This is a genomic window from Aristaeella lactis (assembly GCF_018118585.1).
Taxonomy (GTDB): Bacteria; Bacillota; Clostridia; order Christensenellales; family Aristaeellaceae; genus Aristaeella; species Aristaeella lactis.
Window position 1 is genome coordinate 1,896,986 of record NZ_CP069421.1, and the last position, 17,610, is coordinate 1,914,595.

15 protein-coding genes and 1 tRNA gene are annotated in these 17,610 nt (G+C 54.2%); 5 read left to right on the forward strand and 11 right to left on the reverse strand.

Going from position 1 to position 17,610, the window contains the following annotated elements:
* Positions 1 to 17: 17 nt before the first annotated feature.
* The 7 genes from tgt to JYE50_RS08810 form a co-directional block, all read right to left on the reverse strand.
* Positions 18 to 1,145, reverse strand: a complete 1,128-nt coding sequence (tgt, locus tag JYE50_RS08780) for a tRNA guanosine(34) transglycosylase Tgt (RefSeq protein ID WP_084095166.1) — start codon at positions 1,143 to 1,145, stop codon at positions 18 to 20.
* Positions 1,146 to 1,273: 128 nt separating this feature from the next.
* Positions 1,274 to 2,071, reverse strand: coding sequence for an RluA family pseudouridine synthase (locus tag JYE50_RS08785; protein WP_283399166.1), 798 nt, complete (start codon positions 2,069 to 2,071; stop codon positions 1,274 to 1,276).
* Entirely contained in the window at positions 2,064 to 2,927 is an 864-nt protein-coding gene (locus JYE50_RS08790; protein ID WP_084095167.1) for a class I SAM-dependent methyltransferase, read from the reverse strand. Before JYE50_RS08790 ends, JYE50_RS08785 begins: the two co-directional genes overlap by 8 nt.
* A 181-nt stretch (positions 2,928 to 3,108) precedes the next feature.
* Positions 3,109 to 4,407: a family 4 glycosyl hydrolase gene (locus tag JYE50_RS08795; protein WP_084095168.1), complete on the reverse strand. Its 1,299-nt coding sequence runs from the start codon at positions 4,405 to 4,407 to the stop codon at positions 3,109 to 3,111.
* The gene (ileS, locus tag JYE50_RS08800) at positions 4,404 to 7,529 is read right to left on the reverse strand and encodes an isoleucine--tRNA ligase (protein WP_084095169.1); all 3,126 of its coding nucleotides are present in this window, start codon (positions 7,527 to 7,529) and stop codon (positions 4,404 to 4,406) included. Before ileS ends, JYE50_RS08795 begins: the two co-directional genes overlap by 4 nt.
* Before the next feature lie 71 nt (positions 7,530 to 7,600).
* Entirely contained in the window at positions 7,601 to 8,332 is a 732-nt protein-coding gene (gene deoC, locus JYE50_RS08805; RefSeq protein WP_084095170.1) for a deoxyribose-phosphate aldolase, read from the reverse strand.
* Positions 8,333 to 8,436: 104 nt separating this feature from the next.
* Positions 8,437 to 9,846 carry a L,D-transpeptidase family protein gene (locus JYE50_RS08810; RefSeq protein ID WP_084095171.1) on the reverse strand — a complete coding sequence of 470 codons (1,410 nt, stop codon included), beginning with the start codon at positions 9,844 to 9,846 and terminating at the stop codon, positions 8,437 to 8,439.
* 220 nt (positions 9,847 to 10,066) lie between these two features.
* Between JYE50_RS08810 and JYE50_RS08815 the strand changes: the two genes are divergently transcribed.
* From JYE50_RS08815 to JYE50_RS08825, 3 genes are all read left to right on the forward strand, one after another.
* Positions 10,067 to 10,139: transfer RNA gene (locus JYE50_RS08815), tRNA-Ala, on the forward strand.
* A 509-nt stretch (positions 10,140 to 10,648) separates the two neighbouring features.
* A complete protein-coding gene (locus JYE50_RS08820; RefSeq protein WP_283399167.1) occupies positions 10,649 to 11,176 on the forward strand; it encodes a GNAT family N-acetyltransferase in 528 nt (175 codons plus the stop codon).
* Complete coding sequence (locus JYE50_RS08825) at positions 11,173 to 11,727, forward strand: flavodoxin family protein (RefSeq protein ID WP_084095173.1); 555 nt, start codon at positions 11,173 to 11,175, stop codon at positions 11,725 to 11,727. Before JYE50_RS08820 ends, JYE50_RS08825 begins: the two co-directional genes overlap by 4 nt.
* Before the next feature lie 114 nt (positions 11,728 to 11,841).
* Here the strand turns inward: JYE50_RS08825 and JYE50_RS08830 are convergent, their stop codons facing one another.
* Both JYE50_RS08830 and JYE50_RS08835 read right to left on the reverse strand, forming a co-directional pair.
* A complete protein-coding gene (locus JYE50_RS08830; protein WP_084095174.1) occupies positions 11,842 to 12,411 on the reverse strand; it encodes an SGNH/GDSL hydrolase family protein in 570 nt (189 codons plus the stop codon).
* Positions 12,412 to 12,466: 55 nt separating this feature from the next.
* Positions 12,467 to 12,862 carry a ribbon-helix-helix domain-containing protein gene (locus tag JYE50_RS08835; RefSeq protein WP_084095175.1) on the reverse strand — a complete coding sequence of 132 codons (396 nt, stop codon included), beginning with the start codon at positions 12,860 to 12,862 and terminating at the stop codon, positions 12,467 to 12,469.
* 225 nt (positions 12,863 to 13,087) lie between these two features.
* Between JYE50_RS08835 and JYE50_RS08840 the strand changes: the two genes are divergently transcribed.
* Positions 13,088 to 13,669: a hypothetical protein gene (locus JYE50_RS08840; protein WP_084095176.1), complete on the forward strand. Its 582-nt coding sequence runs from the start codon at positions 13,088 to 13,090 to the stop codon at positions 13,667 to 13,669.
* 35 nt (positions 13,670 to 13,704) lie between these two features.
* A complete protein-coding gene (locus tag JYE50_RS08845) occupies positions 13,705 to 14,460 on the forward strand; it encodes a lipocalin/fatty acid-binding family protein (protein ID WP_084095177.1) in 756 nt (251 codons plus the stop codon).
* Between the two features lie 69 nt (positions 14,461 to 14,529).
* Here the strand turns inward: JYE50_RS08845 and JYE50_RS08850 are convergent, their stop codons facing one another.
* Both JYE50_RS08850 and JYE50_RS08855 read right to left on the reverse strand, forming a co-directional pair.
* Positions 14,530 to 15,426: a 2-oxo acid dehydrogenase subunit E2 gene (locus JYE50_RS08850; protein WP_084095178.1), complete on the reverse strand. Its 897-nt coding sequence runs from the start codon at positions 15,424 to 15,426 to the stop codon at positions 14,530 to 14,532.
* Between the two features lie 212 nt (positions 15,427 to 15,638).
* Positions 15,639 to 17,573, reverse strand: coding sequence for a WG repeat-containing protein (locus JYE50_RS08855; protein WP_179138258.1), 1,935 nt, complete (start codon positions 17,571 to 17,573; stop codon positions 15,639 to 15,641).
* Positions 17,574 to 17,610 lie beyond the last annotated feature (37 nt).

A 17,610-nucleotide genomic window follows, 5' to 3' on the forward strand; every position in this document is an offset into this window, starting at 1 on the left:
TTCAGAATTATTTCCGATCAGAAGTTTTTCGTCAGGTCATACCGTTCATAAAATTCTTTACGATAATCAAGCAAAGAATCATTCGCTATCGCTTCCCGGATTTCCTCCATCATGTGGATGAGGAACCGCAGATTGTGAATCGATGCCAGCCGTCCGCCGGTGATCTCCTTCGCGTTGAAGAGGTGGCGGATATATGCCCTCGTGAAGTTTTTGCAGGCGTAGCAGTCACACTGGTCATCCAGGGGGCTGAAGTCATGGGCATATTTGCCGTTCTTGACAACCACCCGGCCCTTGCTGGTCATCACGCTGCCGTTGCGGGCGATCCGCGTGGCCAGCACGCAGTCGAACATATCCACGCCCCGGATCACTGCCTCAATGAAGCAGTCGGGGGTGCCGACGCCCATCAGGTACCGGGGTTTGTTCTCCGGCATATACGGCCTGATCTCGTCCAGCATATCGTACATGATCGGCTTCGGTTCTCCGACGCTCAGGCCGCCGATGCCGTAACCGATGAAATCCATATCAGCCAGTGTCTTGGCGCTCTCGATCCGCAGGTCCTTGTAGAAGGCACCCTGCACGATGCCGAACAGCGCCTGGTCTTCCCGGGTGTGGTGCTTCTTGCACCTCTCCGCCCAGCGGTGGGTGATCTCCATGTTCTTCTTTGCTGTTTCCCAGTCGCAGGGATAGGGAGAACAGACGTCAAAGGCCATGGCGATATCGGAGCCCAGCGCCTGCTGGATATCCATGGACTCCTCCGGGCCGATGAACTGCCGGGAGCCGTCCAGGTGGCTCTGGAAGGTAACACCTTCCTCTTTGATCTTCCGGATCCCCGCCAGGGAAAACACCTGGAATCCGCCGCTGTCCGTCAGGATCGGGCCGTTCCAGCCCATAAACTTATGCAGGCCGCCGGCTTCCTTCACCAGGGCCTCACCAGGCCGCAGGTGCAAGTGGTAGGTGTTGGACAGCAGGATCTTCGTGCCGATCTCTTCCATTTCCCGGGGCGTCATCGCCTTCACGCAGGCGCTGGTACCCACCGGCATATAGATCGGCGTGGGGATATCCCCGTGAGGCGTATGCAGCACGCCCAGCCTTGCGCCGGACTGCTTGCACACGTGCTTTACTTCATAACTGAATGGTTTACTCAAATCGGATTCCTTTCTGGTTTTAAATGGCAAGGGATCCCTCGACTTCGCTCGGGATGACACCTCAGGACAGTTCACTCGGCTGTTTCAGTATTAATTGTTCATTGTTCATTGTTAATTGTTCATTGAGATCAAAGCAACTCGTCTGTTTTGATCGGCTTAAACTTGTCAAACTCTTCCAGCTTCTGCACAACCTCTTCGCGCAGCACCAGCGCCGGGCGTTCCCGCGGTGTGTCCGTGTCTTCCGGCACAGTCAGCAGGTCCGCGTAGGTATCCCAGATATTGCCTTCCGGCAGGGAGTGGAAGACCATCAGCTCGTTTAGGGTGGGATGGCGGAAGGTCAGCTTGTAGCCCCACAGGGCGATCTGCTGTCCGGGGATCCCGGTACCGTAGCGGTTGTCGCCCCACAGCGGCGCGCCGATATTGCTCAGCTGGGCCCGGATCTGGTGTTTCCGGCCGGTCTCCAGGCGGATCGCGCACAGGGCTGTCCCGTTCCGGCGGTCAATGCAGCGTCCGTGGAGAATGGCAAGCTTTCCGCCCTTCTCGTCCGCCTCACATACGACTTCCCTGTTCTTGATCTCATCGTGGATCAGGTAGTCGGTCAGGGTAAATTCATCCGGCACTTCACCGGTGACAATGCACAGGTACTGCCGGCCGATATCATGTTCCTGGAGCTGAACAGCAAGCCGTCCTGCCGCTTTGCTGGTCCGGGCAAAAACCATCAGCCCGCCGACCGGGCGGTCCAGGCGGTGTACCAGGCCCAGGTAAACATTGCCGGGTTTGTGATATTTCTCTTTGATGTACTCCTTGAGCACGCTCAGGATATCCGGATCCCCGGTCCTGTCCGCCTGGGAAAGCATGTTCGGCGGCTTCACGGCTACCAGCACCTGATTATCCTCATACAGGATAGAGTCTACCAGGTCAATCACGCTGCCACCTCCCGCTGGCGCCGCAGGGCAGCACGCCTCCCGCGGTTACAGGCAGGCACAGCTCCTCGCTGTCCACCTTCCCGCCGAAGCGGCGCACCACGCACTTCTCCAGCATGTTGCTCAGCACGCTGGCCTGGAAGCCCGTGGTATAGCTGTTGATCAGGAAGAACAGCGGTTCCCGGCTCAGGGCCTGCGCGCAGGTGTCGATCAGTCCGTACAGTTCATTTTCCAGTTTCCATACTTCACCGGAAGGTCCCCGGCCGTAGCTGGGCGGATCCATCAGGATACCGTCATAGCTGTTGCCGCGGCGCAGTTCCCGCTGCACAAAGCGCAGCGCATCCTCCACGATCCAGCGGAAACGGTCTTCCGGCAGTTTGCTCAGTTCCCTGTTTTCCTTGGCCCACAGCACCATGCCTTTTGCCGCGTCCACATGGGTCACATGGGCGCCTGCAGCGGCACAGGCCAGTGTAGCCCCGCCGGTATAGCCGAACAGGTTCAGCACCTTGATATCCTTGCGGCCGTCCTTTTTGATCAGGTCGCTCATCCAGATCCAGTTGGCCGCCTGTTCCGGGAAAAGGCCGGTATGTTTGAAGCCCGTGGGACGCACATAGAAGGAAAGATCCCCGTGTTTCACGGTCCACCGTTCCGGCAGCTTCTTCAGAAACTCCCATTCTCCGCCGCCCCGCTCGCTGCGGTGATAATGTGCCTGGGCACTCTTCCACAGTTTTTCCTGGGCCTTGGGCCAGATCGTCTGCGGGTCCGGGCGCCGCAGGATAATCTCTCCCCAGCGTTCCAGCTTTTCGCCGTCACCGGTATCTAAAACTTCGTAATCAACCCAGCTGTCAGCTAAGAACATAGGGGCTCCTTTCAGTTCAGGTAGGAGGTATGAGGTAGCAGGTAGGAGGTGAAAAGACTGACATCTTCAGCTTTCCATATCTCTGATCTGATTGAAGAAGATGGAGTCCGGAACCCGGAGGCGAGAAGTAAAAAATACCTCCTACTTCCTACCTCCTACCTTCTTACAATTTCCTACCTTCTCAAAACCTTGTTAATACGTCTTCATGCATTTTGATCAGCGCTTCCACCACGTCCAGGCAGTACAGCCGGTCCAGTCCGTCCATGGCGGGATCCGTTTCCACATACTCCCGCAGGGCTTCCCGGTCGCCGAAGGCAGCCTTCGCCGCCAGCCGGTTGGCGTTGTCCACTTCACTCAGGATGTCCGCCAGGGCTTCCGGAACCCGGATAGCCGGGGTTTCCGCCTTGCCGTCCTTCAGGACAAGCGGTGCCTCAACGATCGCGTCTTTCACCAGCTGCGGCAGAACGCCGTCATTCTTTCGGGTTACTGCCGGAATTTCCGCCGTTTCCCCGCGCAGCAGCGCCAGGGCCAGCTTCATCGGCCTCACTGGCGGCACCTTGGAAAGCAGCAGCAGTTGGGCCATGGCGCCTTCCCTGCTCTCCGCACCCTGATCCCTCACAGTATTCATATACAGGATGCGTTCTTTGCGTTTTTCCACGGTTTCCCCGAACTCGGGATGCTCATCCGGGATAAAGCCTTCCTGGGCGGGCAGGAACTCCGCGTGGTCCGTCACATCCCCTGCCGGGATCGCGTCCCACCAGCCCAGCCAGCGCCGTGCCAGGCTGCCCAGTTCGCCGTTGTCAGCGGCTTTTTTCAGTTTTGTCAGCAGATCCGTTTTCCCGTCTTTCATTTCGATCAGGAACGCGAACCCCGGCAGGCCGGCAGTCACCGCCTGCACATTGTCCGGTTTGATCTGCAGCCGTTTGGCATAGGTATCGATGCCGTTGGCGCCCCGCATGGGTGTCCGGCCGAGGCCGCAGGTACGGTATCCCCGGGCTTCAAACACAGCGGTGGTCCGCGCCATCGGCTGGCCCAGGTTGATCACCAGAGCCTTGGGGCAGTACTGATCCATATCGTCGCAGAGCTTCAGGATCACTTCCCCGGCCCGCAGCGCGTGAAGCAGGCCTTCGATACCGCCGTTCACCCGGGCCTGGTCTGTCAGGCCGGGATTATCCTCCTCATCGGAGCCCAGGGCGCTTCGATCCTGGAAAAAGCGGCTGGCCGCCTGGCAGTCACCGGCATAGATCACACAGTCGGCGTTCGTCAGGACTTCAGCCCGGTCGGCAGAAACCAGAATGGTCCCGCCTTTCCCGGCTTTTTCAAAGATCTTTTCCCCGTATCCCTGCAGCAGCTCCTGCATGGCAGGATTGCTTTCCTCCACCGTCACCTCAGCATTGGCTTCGTTTCCGGCGAAAAGCAGGTCAGTTAAAAGGGCGGGCAGGAGCGTTGGTACGTCCTGCCCGATCAAGGCAATTTTCATGCTTTTGCGATCCCCAGTTCGGCTTTCTTGCCGTTGATATCCCACTTCTGGCTTACGCTGCCTTCCGGCGCGGTTCCCCGTGTCATGGAGGTGGCCAGTGTGGTGCGTCCGATCATTTCACCATAGGTTTCCAGCGCGGCAGCCAGCTCGTCATCGCCTTCGTAATACAGGCTGATGCGGTCGGTCACCTCAAAGCCGGCGTCCTTGCGCATGGTCTGCACCTTGGAGATCACCTCGCGGGCATAGCCTTCGCGGATGAGCTCATCACTCAGGTTCGTATCCAGCACAACGGTCACGCCGCGGTCTTCCGCCGCGATGAAGCCGGGCTTGTTCATGGGCGTGGTCAGCACGTCGTCCTTGTTCAGCTTCACTTCGGTGTCATCGATCATGAAGGAAACTTCCTCGCCGCGGTTGAAGGCATCCACCACGTCATTGCCGTCCATGCCGGCCAGGTGCTGGCCGATCTTACCAAGCAGCTTGCCGTACTTCGGTCCCAGGGTCCGCATCTGCGGCTTCAGCTGGTAGGTGGTAAAGGCGCGGGCGTCATCGGTGAAGACGACTTCCTTCACGTTCAGTTCGTCCTCGCACAGCTCCTGGTAGGCCTTTTCGAACTTGGCGCCCTTGACGTACAGCTTCTGCACGGGCTGGCGGACCTTCAGGTTCGCGGTGTTGCGGCAGGCGCGGCCCAGCTGGATGGCTTCCACCAGGGCGTCCATCTGCTCTTCGATATCGGGATTCACAGCAGCCTTGTCAGCCACCGGGAAGTCACACAGGTGTACGCTTTCCGGAGCGCCGGGCACGTTGTTCACCACCAGGTTCTGGTAGATCTCCTCTGCCAGGAACGGAATGAAGGGCGCGCACAGCTTGCTCAGGGTCACCAGCACATGATACAGCGTGGCGAAAGCGGCTTCCTTGTCTCCGCCCATGCCCTTGCCCCAGAACCGTTCACGGCCCCGGCGCACGTACCAGTTGCTCAGCTCGTCCACGAAGGCGGCCAGCTTGTTGGCGCTCTCGGTCACCCGGTAGTTGGCCAGGTCATCGTCCACCTGGCTGATCAGGGTGTTCAGCTTGGACAGGATCCAGCGGTCCATCAGTGTCAGTTCCGTCTTTTCCAGCGGATGCGCCAGCGGATCAAATCCGTCGATCTGGGCATACATGGCAAAGAAGGCGTAGGTGTTCTGCAGGGTGGCCATGAACTTCCGCTGGCCTTCCTGTACCGCTTCCTCACTGAAGCGGCTGGGCAGCCACGGGGCGGAAGTCGTGTAGAAGTACCAGCGCAGGGCGTCGGCACCGAACTTATCCAGCATCACGAAGGGATCCACCACGTTGCCCAGGTGCTTGGACATCTTGCGGCCTTCAGCATCCTGTACGTGACCCAGCACGATACAGTTTTTGAAGGGAGCCCGGTCAAACAGCAGAGTGGAGATGGCTTCCAGGGTGTAGAACCATCCGCGGGTCTGGTCGATAGCTTCGGAGATGAAGTCCGCAGGGAAGTTCGCTTCGAACTCTTCCTTGTGTTCAAAGGGATAGTGCCACTGGGCGAAGGGCATGGAGCCGGAATCGTACCAGCAGTCGATAACTTCCTTCACCCGGTGCATTTCCTTGCCGCACTCGGGGCAGCGGATCGTCACAGCGTCGATAAAGGGACGGTGCAGTTCGATATCCGGACCCGGATCCTTGATGGCCATCTTGCGCAGTTCCTCGATGGAACCGATCACGTGCAGGTGGCCTTCTTCGCACTTCCATACCGGCAGGGGCGTTCCCCAGTAGCGCTCACGGCTCAGGCCCCAGTCGATGACGTTCTCCAGGAAGTTGCCCATACGGCCTTCCTTGATGTTGTCCGGCATCCAGTTGATGGTCCGGTTGTTGCGCACCAGGTTATCCCGCAGCGCGGTCATCCTGATGAACCAGGTCGGCCGTGCGTAGTACAGCAGGGGCGTGTCGCAGCGCCAGCAGAAGGGATAGTCATGGGCGAAGGGCACAGCCGCGAACAGCAGTCCGCGGTCCTTCAGGTCCTGCAGGATCAGGGGATCCGCGTCCTTCACGAAGGTGCCGGCCCAGGTAGTCTCCTCGATGAACTTACCCTGGGTATTGACCAGGTTCACAAAGGGCACGCCGTTCTCGCGGCAGACCCGGTTGTCGTCTTCACCGAAGGCGGGAGCAATATGAACGATACCGGTACCGTCTTCCATGGTGACGTAGTCATCGCAGACCACGAACCAGGCTTTCTTGTCCGGCTCCACGAAGCGGTACAGGGGCTCATACTCCATACCCTTCAGGTCCGTGCCGACATACTCGGCTTCAAAGGTCAGCTCCTGGCCCTCGAAAACCTTGTCGGTCAGGGCCTTGGCCATGATGTATTTCTTACCGTCCGGCGCGGTGAACTTGCAGTAGGTATCGCGGGGGTTCACGCACAGCGCCAGGTTGCTCGGCAGGGTCCACGGGGTGGTGGTCCAGGCCAGCAGATAGGTATTCTCCTCACCCTTCACGGCGAAGCGGACAAACGCGGAAGTTTCCTTCACGTTCTTGTAGCCCTGGGCCACTTCGTGGCTGGACAGGGCGGTTCCGCAGCGGGGGCAGTAAGGAACGATCTTGTGGCCCTGGTACAGAAGTCCCTTTTCATGGATCTGCTTCAGGCTCCACCACTCGGATTCGATATATTTGTTGTCATAGGTGATATAGGGATGCTCCATATCCACCCAGTAGCCGACCTGCTCGGACATCTTTTCCCACTCATGCAGGTACTTCCACACGCTCTTCTTGCATTCAGCAATGAAGGGCTCGATACCGTACTGCTCGATCTGGGGCTTGCCGTCCAGGCCCAGGGCCTTTTCCACTTCCAGCTCCACCGGCAGGCCATGGGTATCCCAGCCGGCCTTGCGCAGCACGCTCTTGCCTTTCATGGTCTGGTATCGCGGGATCAGGTCCTTGATCACGCGGGTCTCGATATGGCCGATATGGGGTTTGCCGTTCGCGGTAGGCGGTCCGTCAAAGAAGGTGAAACGTTCACTGCCGTCCCGGTGATGATAGCTCTTGCGGATGATATCCTTCTCATTCCACAGCTTCGCGATTGCCTGCTCCCGGGACACAAAATTCATATCTGTCGCAACTTTATTGTACATAACCAACAACCTCTTCCAATAATGAACATTTCATTGTTCATTGTTAATTGTTAATTGATTCGCTTCGCGAATCAGTATCCTCCGCCCATTTCCTTGAGCGTGTCAATTTCCTTCAGTGTGCCTTCCGCGTACCGCTTTTCGGCTTCGGCCATGATTTTCTCCGTGGCGCTCACACCGCAGCGGCTTGCTCCGACGGCCCGAGCGGAAAGGACCGTATCCAGGTCCCGGATGCCGCCGGAGCCCTTAATTCGCATCGTCTCCGGCGTATTCGCCCGCATCAGCTTCAGGTCCTCAATCGTACAGCCCGCGCTGCCGTAGCCCGTGCTGGTCTTGACGAAATCCGCGCCGGCTTTCGTACTCAGCTTGCAGGCCAGGATCTTCTCCTCTTCCGTCAGGTAGCAGGTTTCGAGGATGACCTTCAGGATGGCGCCGGCCGCGTGGGCGGTTTCCGCCAGCTGCCGGATCTCATTCTCCACATAGTCAGCATCGCCGTGCTTCAGCTTGCCGATGTTGATGACCATGTCCAGCTCCTCGCAGCCCTCCGCCAGCGCCTGCTTCGCCTCGGCCACCTTAATGGCGGTCTGGTGTGCGCCGTGCGGGAAGCCGATCACCGTGCAGACCTTCACAGGGCTGCCTTTCAGCATTTCACTCAGAATCGGCACATCGCAGGGGCGCGCGCATACGCTCGCCGTCTGGTATTTCAGGGCGACCTCGCAGCCGCGTCGTATATCGTCTTCCGTCAGCCAGGGCTGAAGCGTTGAATGATCCAGCATTGCGGCGATATCTTTCGGGGTCAGAGCCATGGATCCATCCTCCTTCACGCGGTAAAAATCCGCATAATATACTAAATAGTTTTATTTCTATGTCAATGACTTTTTTTCCTTCATTTATAATAGGAAATCATGAATTAATCGTCCAGGACGATGATCCGGGTATGATAAGGCAGGTGGATCCAGAGCCAGTACATGTTGATCGGACACCCTTCCTGCAGGAAAAGGCTGACCCGTGTACAGCCGTGGGAAGCCTTCTGTCCAAGCTTCTTCAGATTATTGGAATAGTCCCTTGCCCTTCCGTTCCGGACAAATCCCAGACCATGGATGTAGTTTCCGCCGTCATACCGCAGTGGATATTCATACCGGTATCCTTCCTGGGCGAAGCTGGACCCGGTATGCACGTCTGTCAGGAAAGCGCCTGCCGGTGTTTCCCGGTAGGTGTTGCCGGGAGTCACCAGCCCGGTGGAAACCGGAACGGTTCCTACCTTCTTCCCGTCCTGGTACACTGTCAGCGTCTGTTCCCGCTTGTCGATCAGCACGCCGTAGTGCGTCCCCGGAGAATAAACTGTCAGCTGTTTCAGCAACAGGTATCCCTCCGCCTGCTGTCCGTCTTCATGGCACGAAGCCCGCACATGGGCCCAGGCGCCTTCCACATCCAGCACTTCCACCCCCTGCAGGGCGCAGCGCAGCGTTCCCACTGCCCGGGCGGAAGTATTGGGTTTGGAATAGAGCTTGAACCGCCGGAATGTACCGTTGCTGTCGATCACCACCGACGGCTTCATCATGATCTCCCAGATTTCCTCGTCGGACATGCCCCTCTCCGGCATCACAGATCCGGTAGGCGCGATCGCCGGCTTTGGCGGAGCGGTTTCCTTCACCGTCAGCGGGAAGCTGCATACATACCCTGGGTTGAGCTTGCTCCACATGTTCACGGTGTATTTCCCCGCGGGGATCTTGGTCTTGCTGTCTATGGATCCGGCCCAGGCAATGGAAACCCCGTCCGGATTGCTGATCTGCTCCTCCCGGTAATAGGCCCGCTCGCCGTCAGCGTTCTTCACTTCCATCGCCACCAGGCATTCCGCTGACACGAAGCACTCCACAAACCATTTCTCACCCTTGTCCAGGTACAGCGTCTCCGAGGAAGGCAGCGCGTACACCAGCGTCTGGGTTGTTCCGTTGATGGTGAATTTCGCGGTGCCCGTCCGTTCCGTTCCATCCGTTCCCTTCACCTTAGCCGCAAAACGGTAAGGCCCCGCGAACATCCGCTCCCCGTATTCCCCCAGTCCGTCCCAGGGGATCGTATTCTTTCCTTCACTAATCTGTTCTTTCCGCACCAGCCACAGGTTCTGGGTCATGTCAAACAGCTTCAGTTCAACTTCTCCCGTCACCGGCGACTCAATCACGATCTCGCAGGGCGTATACCCCTTCACCGTCTCCGGCAGGGAGATCTTCAGTCCTTCTGTTTCAGCCAAAACGGGCATAACAAAAAGGAGCAGACAGGCTATACATACTCCAAGCAGCCACGCCCGCATCCGCACAGCCATATTCCTCTCCCCTTTTAATCTTCATCTGCTACCCGGATTATACCGAAAACAAACCCCTCCGTCAAAAATTCCTTGCTTTTTCACTTGTGCTGTGATATACTGCCGCTTGCGCATGGAGCTTTTGAAGCTTTTATGTTGCCAGGATTCAACAGGATCACGTCCCAGACCTCTGGACGTTAAAGTCGAGGAAGCTGACCCGGTCTGATCCGGGTACCCATATGGGGCATTAGCACAGTTGGTAGCGCGCGACATTCGCATTGTCGAGGTCAGGGGTTCGACTCCCCTATGCTCCACATCAAAAAACCGGAATCACCTTTATGGTGGTTCCGGTTTTTTGACTTGTTGCGCATTAGGGGAGCCGAACCCCGACCTCCAATGCGAAGCATTGGAGAGGGAAAGCCGCCGAGGGCCTCCAGTGGAGGAAATCCCGTCGGCGGCTTTCTCAACCGAAAAGGAGCAATCTCTCCAGTGGAGAGTTGCGACTATTGAGGTTGCGGAACAGGGGTTCGACTCCCTTGACCAAATACAATGCGAAGCATTTGAAATACGCAGCGCAGCGAGACGGGGCAAACGAAGGAAATGTCAGCCCAGTGGGCTGTTCACCGTAGGCGAAAATGCCCTGAGTTTGTTAGCGCGAAAGGGAGGGCAAGTCCCGCTCCAAGGGACTTGAATGACCATTGAGCGAACGGAATCGACTCCCCTATGCTCCGGTTTTTGAATGTTTACTTTTGCTGTAATAAGCAATATCATCATATATCATAGCAAGACAAATCATCCTACTATTCCCGGAAGGATATTCAAAATGACGACTATAAAAACAGCCAACCTGATCTTACGCAACTGGCAGGAAGCCGACGCCCCTGCGTTATACCGGATATGCCGGGATGAAGCGCTCCGCAAAAGCGGTGTGACTTACATCGAATCCATTCAATCCGCCGGAGAAGCGATTCGATCCCGGGCCAAAGATACCCGTTTCAAAGCGGTCATTCATCGGGAAAGCGGTGAACTGATCGGCTTCATCAGTCTGGGAGACATGAACCGGTACAAGGGCTATGCGGAACTGGAATACGCAATCGCGGCAGATTACCGCAACAGAGGATATGCCACAGAAGCGGTAAAGTGCATGGTGGATTATGGATTCTCGAAACTCGGCCTGGCGGTGATTGCGGCATGGGTTCGTTCCCACAATGCTGAAAGCCTCCGGGTTTTGGAGAAATGTGCCTTCGTGTTTGAGGGCAGGCTTCGGAAGCATGCAAGGGATCAGAGCGATACGCTGTGCTATTCCATACTGTGCGAGGAATGGGAGGATAAGCAAAAAGAGCCACAATGAAAACACTGATATTGAACGGTTCTCCGCGGGAAAACGGCGACACCGTCAGCCTGATCAAAGAACTGACAAAGCAGCTGCCCGGAGAATATATAATCGTAAACGCCTATAAATGCAACGTTTCTCCCTGCATTGACTGCCGATACTGCTGGCAGCACACCGGCTGCTCTGTCAAAGATGAAATGCAGGAGATATACAGCTGCATCCAGGAATGTGACAACATTCTCATCGCTTCTCCGGTTTATTTTTCTGAACTGACCGGGAAACTGCTGGATTTGGGAAGCAGGCTCCAGACTTATTACTGTGCCGCAGCCTTCCGAAATGAAAAGCCAGTCTTGAAAGAGAAAAAAGGAGCTGTGGTCCTGGTCGGCGGCGGTGACGGCCATATGGAAAAGGCATACAGCACGGCCCGCATTCTGTTACATCACATGAACTGTCATGACATTCACGATCTGGTATCCAGCCACAACACCAACACAATTCCCGCAGCTGATGACACTAATGCAATTCGCGGAATAAACAGCATCGTCAGTTTCTTCATCAACTCGCAGTAAAGCAGGTTTAGGCTCCCTTACGCCCTCTGTATTTCACCAATATAGAAAAGCCTTGCACAATGTCTGCAAGGCTCTAAGTATCTATTATACCATCCTTTTTTGATGTGCCAATTCTCAATCGAAAGAATTGATCCCCTGCAGCACGCTCCGCAGCACTGTGGCCGTCTGTTCCGCCACAGCCTCCACCCCCGCCGGTGTCAGGTGGATATGATCCTCGCAGATCATCTTCTCCTTGTTGGGGGCCACCACCACATACAGGTCGTTAACCAGAGCGTTCTCTTCTCTGGCAACCTTCCGCAGGATATCATTGTACTGCAGGATATCCCCGTGGTCCCCGTGCATTGTAGGTGTGGTTGTGGCAATAACAATCGGGAGGTCCGGTTTCCCAGTCACCTTCCTCAGGATCCTGCAGATCCTGTGGCAGGTTTCCTCATACAGATCCAGAGGATAGAAATGCCTTCCCTCCTGATAGTCATCCCCCATATCCCATAAGCCGCAGTTCCACTGCACCAGATCCGGTGAAGGCATGTTGGGAAGCCAGAACCGAAGGGAGTTCAGCGTATACCCGCTCCACCTTCCGTTTTCCTCCGGCCCGGAAACCCCTGCGATATCAGAGAGCTTTTCCGCAACAACAGGCTGGTACTGCATCCGGACAGAATCGCCAAGTAAAATGATCTGTTTCATGGTGTGACCTCCAGATAATCGGTTATTTCCTTTACGCTCTCTGTATAAGATTTATTTACTTCCTCGCAAACCTTTCCCTGACACGAGGCGACGCTATGATCTTTCCCTTGACATCAATGCTCTCGATCACTTCCAGCGCAAGATCATCGAGTTTTTCGTCAATGATAACAACGCCATAGCCGCCGACTTTGATCTTTTTCCCTTTTTCTTTGGCACTGATGAGCTGGTCTTCAGAAAACACATAGATCCCTATGAACCACTCTGCTTTGGATTCACGATGCCTTTGTGTCTCATTCTCAATAATGGATTGTTTCTGATCCAGCGCCTGCCTTACTGACTGATTAATAAAATCGCTGCGATTGGAATAATAGCCCAGATCCACCAGCAGGTCTATCTGGGACAGTGTACCGACATTCATATTGACGGATACTTTTTCTGAACTGCCATCCATATTATGTTCCTCCTATATTCCTTTTATGCTCCAGTTGGAGCATGATTAGAGTATATCCTTCAATTCAGAATCTGTCAACACAAAAAACGAATTCTCGATTTCCGTAATACATATCACAATGCTGTAAACAATGCCCGCGATCCATTGAAAACTATTCTTTTATTGGATATAGTATTTGCGGATAAAACACGTCCCCGGTACATCTATAACAAAGGAGCGATCCGGATGCAGGAAAAGGTCGAATCATTTCTGAACAAATGCGAGCATGAGAAAAAACTGGCAAGAGAAAAATACTGCTGGCTTGTCCAGGAATACGCGGGACTTCTGGATGAAGAAGAAGGATATGTGGAAGTCTCAAAGGAAGATTGGGAACGGTTTAAAAATTCCGAATCCCAGCCGGTCCTGTACGCAAATAAGAAATACTATGTCACAAAGAAACTCCCGATCAAAATGACCGATGAGGAGTTCGCTGCCGTTGAAAAAGAAATCCCGGAAAAAGTGCTCAATGGTATGAAACGGGAATCCACGGATACTAACAAAGACAAAGACTGGCCCTATATCATTCTTCTCGCTGCCGCCTGCCTGATCTGGGCTGCCGGGCTGATCATTTCCATCAGTGCCTCACTGCTCTTTTCCGGCCTGTATACCAAAGAATTGAGTGGTTTTAGCTTTATTACTTTCTTCGGTACTCTCATCCCTTACCTGCTTTACGGCTCCATATGCTTCTTCCTGGCGGAAGTATGCAAAAAAGCCCGGAAGGTGATTAACGTGTACGAGAAAAAGAACAAAGAACCAGCTGAAGAATAATGCCCATAAGAATATTATGATAAGGATGCAAAATAATGAAGAAACTGATTGCCCTGCTGGCAGCATTCATTCTGACCCTGACTGCAGTCGCTGCCTTTGCTGAAGAAACGGATTACACCGGAACCACCTGGTATATGGTCCGGGAGGATATGTCGAATGGTTCCGTCTACCTTTATTCAGCCAATGCCACAAAAGGAATGACCATTGTCATGGGTGAAGACAGCAATGCGGAGATCTACACCTGGGCTCCGAATGACAACCAGAAATACGGTTATGCCATGAACTGGGATGTACGGGACGGCCAGCTTCGGCTTATCGCTTCCGACAGCAGTTTCATTCCCCTTGAAAATGACGGTGATGAGCTGACCATGAACATGGGAAACAGCATCGCCCATTTCTCCCGTGAGCCCGGAACAGAAGGCGGAAACGCCAGGCTGACAGCAATCCCTGCCGAATCTGCCGGGGAATTCCATGGTGTCTGGCGGCTGAGCAAAATAATCTATGCCGGAGCCGGGATCACCGTTGACGCGGATCAAGCGCAGGTCACAAGCACCTTGTCCTTTGAGGACGGAGCAATTGTGGAAAGCAGCTATGATCCCGCCTCCGGAGAATGGGTAAACACGCGGTATGAATCCACCTTTGAGGATCATGCCGTCACGATGCCCGTCAAAATGGATGACGGACAGGACTATGTTTCAGAATTCAGGCTGCTGGATGACGGTTCCCTGATGGAGATCATGAAAGTAAACGGCGGAACCATCGTGCGTGTTTATGTCCGTCATAATCCCTGACTTGTACTCTTTCAATACAAATCCGGATACCGTCGCTGGTATCCGGATTTGTTTGCTTATAGCAGAGGTTTATGCCTCCGCCTTTTTGATCTTCGGCACATGGTATTCCACGCCCTGGTCAAACTGCACTGTTTCCGGCGGAACCTCCAGCTCCTCCGGATGGTCCAGGAAGTGGATCACATCAAAGAAGAAGGCCGCGTAATGGGCGCCGGAGCATACCCGCTCATCCGCCGTGATGCCGACCGGCAGCACGCGGCGCATCCTGGTCTTTCCTTCCGCTTCCACAATCGCTTCCTTCTGGATGCTGCCCATACCGAAGAACAGGCTCACATTGCCGAAATTATAGATATGGTGCAGGGGATGATGCAATCCGATGGAACCGTTGTTCGTAATGAACAGGCCGCTGTAGAAAGGCAGCTCCTTCACCAGCACACGGGGCGGAATACCATACCGGTCCAGCAGCCGCACAATACTTACAACCGTTGTGGCAAGGCCCGGAACGGACAGCAGTGCCCTAGCCAGTCTGATCGAAAAACCGCCGTCTTCCGCGCCGCGGCTTTTCGCCACTGCCGCGTTCATCCGGTCCCGTACATCGAAGATCGTGTCGGTCAGGTCAAAGAGGATGCGTACCGCGTCTTCATGACTGCTGGTGTTCTGCGGATCCTTCAGCACGGTGTAGGAAATGGAGCAGTTGTTCCGGGCGAAATACTGCTTGTTGAAAATGAACCGGTTCACTTCCGGATTCCTGCTGACCGCCCGGACGTATGCCGCCGCCAGGATCTGCATGAAGGTGATCTTCTCCCCTTCCTGGCTTTTGCGCACAATATAACGGCTCAGTTTTTCATAGTCCGCTTTATGTTCCAGGAAAACCTGCGCGTCACACCGCATCGGCATCAGATAGGGGGTCATCTGTACAATGGGGTCCAGCTTTTTCACTCGTTTTCCGTCAGGTCTGCGTCCGAACATAGGTGTATCCTCCTCTTATTTGATTGAACTCAAGGCTGGTAATCCGGCACTTTTATGATACTGTACAAAGCCTTTGCTGATCACCGTAATAATAGCATCCTGTATCCAGCTGTGTCTATATCATTCATTCATGCCCTCAAAAAGCGAACTCCGGATTCCTTTCATAGGATCCGGAGTTTGTCTGCTCATCTTGTTCTGTTACAGCTACTGTATCAGTGTCCCATTTCCAGCTGCAGGCAATAAAGACTGCCTGCTTCATCAAATAGAAAATCGGCAAAACAGGCTCTGTCCGAATTCGGAACACGATATCCGTCAAAGCTATAGGTCATTTGGTGCCCGGTCTGGCAGCCATATTCAAAAGCATATTCCTCATCCACGGCCGATTCTTCATAAGGTTTCCCGAATCGTTCAATCACTGCATCGCGTGACGCACCAGGTTTGATCCCGCCGACATCAAATGATGTGCTGCGGATCATCTGTATGCTATCATAATAAAAGCTTTTCATGACAGATACACCGGCCATGGACGGATCATCACACACCAGGTAGGCATCCCCTTCTTCCTTGAAATGATAATACACATCGCCTTTGTACCATTCTCCGTATTCCTGCCGAAGCTGGTCAACAGTCATTCCCAGCCGGATTCCGTTTATATGTCCGGTTGCCAGTTCGTCAAATGCAGGGTCTTTATACTCATGCCAGACAATATATCCATCATGGTCGATATACTGCAGGCCTTTCTCCGTAGTGACAAGCGCCAGTCCGTTCAGGAAGTTGCCCGCGGTGATATATTCAGGCCAGATTTCAAATTCTCCGCTTGTATCTATGTATCCATAACGAACTTCGCCATTCTCTGAACGGATCGCCGCCGCCTGCAGTCCTTCGCTGAAATACTTTTCGTATATTGTTTCTCCCTGTTCTGTCTGGTATAAGGAAACAGTCATATCCGTTAACCAGAGACAGCACAGATCGTTGTCCGTATAATCCGCGTTCCTCGGTGTCCAGTATGGATATAATTCAGCATATCTCCCTGTCAGCCTGTGATCCAGCTGTAAAATGGTATTGCCAAGCCACAGCCATTCTCCTTCTTCATCCGGATCATAATAAACCACCACGGTATCCGTATCAGGGTCATACCAAACAATCCTGGAGTTGGAGTCATACCACAGTTTTCCCGCTTTGGTGGAACAAAGAGCGGTTCCCAGCGTGGTATCTTCCTCCATGGAAAAATAGCCCTTATCCAGATGCGGGATATTGCGCTCGTAGGAAAAGAACTCTACAGGCTCCATCAGCTGGTTGCCCTGCATGTCAATAAATGTAACTTCATCATATGATGGAAAAGCGACCGCAACACCGTCTTCCTGCAGGCGCATGATGATATATTGATCCGTCAGGAAAAGGACATTGCCGGATACATCAGCTATGCCCTCTTTGTAAACATGGTCACCATCATCCGCCAAAAGAATAACAGTGAAATATCCATCTGTCACAGATGAGTCAGGTTGGCAGCCTGCCGGAAGGGGGATGCGTTCATTCCGTTCATTGATCAGCCAAATATCCTTGTCCACGCCGACCACCGCGTATCCGTTGCGGAACTGCGCCAGGCTCGTTTCGTCTGTAAGTCCGTAAAAAGCAGAGCCATGGATCAAGTCCTGGGACATATCGTTATAGACGGGTGGAATAGCCCATTCTCCCGTTGTACGGTCTATGTAGCCGTAGCAGTCATCATTCACACATAAGAGGAGATTGGTTGACTGGTCCGCGTATTCATCATCCAGGATACCCTCAAAATCCGGCGGACAAGTCAGGGCTTTCCCCGTAATGCAGTCAAAAACAACTTTTCCAATGGAGAAAGACCTGGGATTGATCTTTACTTCTTTCCCCCTGTCCGCCACAGTGTACGGTCCCGCGGCTATGGTTCCGTCTCTCCTGATCACAGAGAAATCATTCCCGCTGCTGACCATCGCGTATTCATATGCAAAGCCGGTCACAGTATCCCACTGCGGTTCAATGACAGTGGTACCCTGCCGGTCCATATATCCCCATTTCCCGTTTTCCCGGATCGGATAAAGATAACTTTCTTCCGCCATCGCTCCGGCACAGAAAACACATAACAACACAAGTGTAATGAACAGGAATCTTTTCATTCGCATTCGTCTCCTTTAGCATTATGATCTTTTCCCG

Excerpts from the sequence above, each read along its gene's own strand:
- JYE50_RS08845 (WP_084095177.1), top strand. The coding sequence starts at position 13,705 with ATGAAGAAACTGATTGCCCTGCTGGCAGCATTCATTCTGACCCTGACT.
- JYE50_RS08840 (WP_084095176.1), top strand. The coding sequence starts at position 13,088 with ATGCAGGAAAAGGTCGAATCATTTCTGAACAAATGCGAGCATGAGAAA.
- JYE50_RS08830 (WP_084095174.1), bottom strand. The coding sequence starts at position 12,411 with ATGAAACAGATCATTTTACTTGGCGATTCTGTCCGGATGCAGTACCAG.
- JYE50_RS08795 (WP_084095168.1), bottom strand. The coding sequence starts at position 4,407 with ATGAAAATTGCCTTGATCGGGCAGGACGTACCAACGCTCCTGCCCGCC.
- JYE50_RS08825 (WP_084095173.1), top strand. The coding sequence starts at position 11,173 with ATGAAAACACTGATATTGAACGGTTCTCCGCGGGAAAACGGCGACACC.
- JYE50_RS08835 (WP_084095175.1), bottom strand. The coding sequence starts at position 12,862 with ATGGATGGCAGTTCAGAAAAAGTATCCGTCAATATGAATGTCGGTACA.
- JYE50_RS08810 (WP_084095171.1), bottom strand. The coding sequence starts at position 9,846 with ATGGCTGTGCGGATGCGGGCGTGGCTGCTTGGAGTATGTATAGCCTGT.
- JYE50_RS08855 (WP_179138258.1), bottom strand. The coding sequence starts at position 17,573 with ATGAAAAGATTCCTGTTCATTACACTTGTGTTGTTATGTGTTTTCTGT.
- JYE50_RS08820 (WP_283399167.1), top strand. The coding sequence starts at position 10,649 with ATGACGACTATAAAAACAGCCAACCTGATCTTACGCAACTGGCAGGAA.
- JYE50_RS08850 (WP_084095178.1), bottom strand. The coding sequence starts at position 15,426 with ATGTTCGGACGCAGACCTGACGGAAAACGAGTGAAAAAGCTGGACCCC.
- deoC (WP_084095170.1), bottom strand. The coding sequence starts at position 8,332 with ATGGCTCTGACCCCGAAAGATATCGCCGCAATGCTGGATCATTCAACG.
- ileS (WP_084095169.1), bottom strand. The coding sequence starts at position 7,529 with ATGTACAATAAAGTTGCGACAGATATGAATTTTGTGTCCCGGGAGCAG.
- JYE50_RS08790 (WP_084095167.1), bottom strand. The coding sequence starts at position 2,927 with ATGTTCTTAGCTGACAGCTGGGTTGATTACGAAGTTTTAGATACCGGT.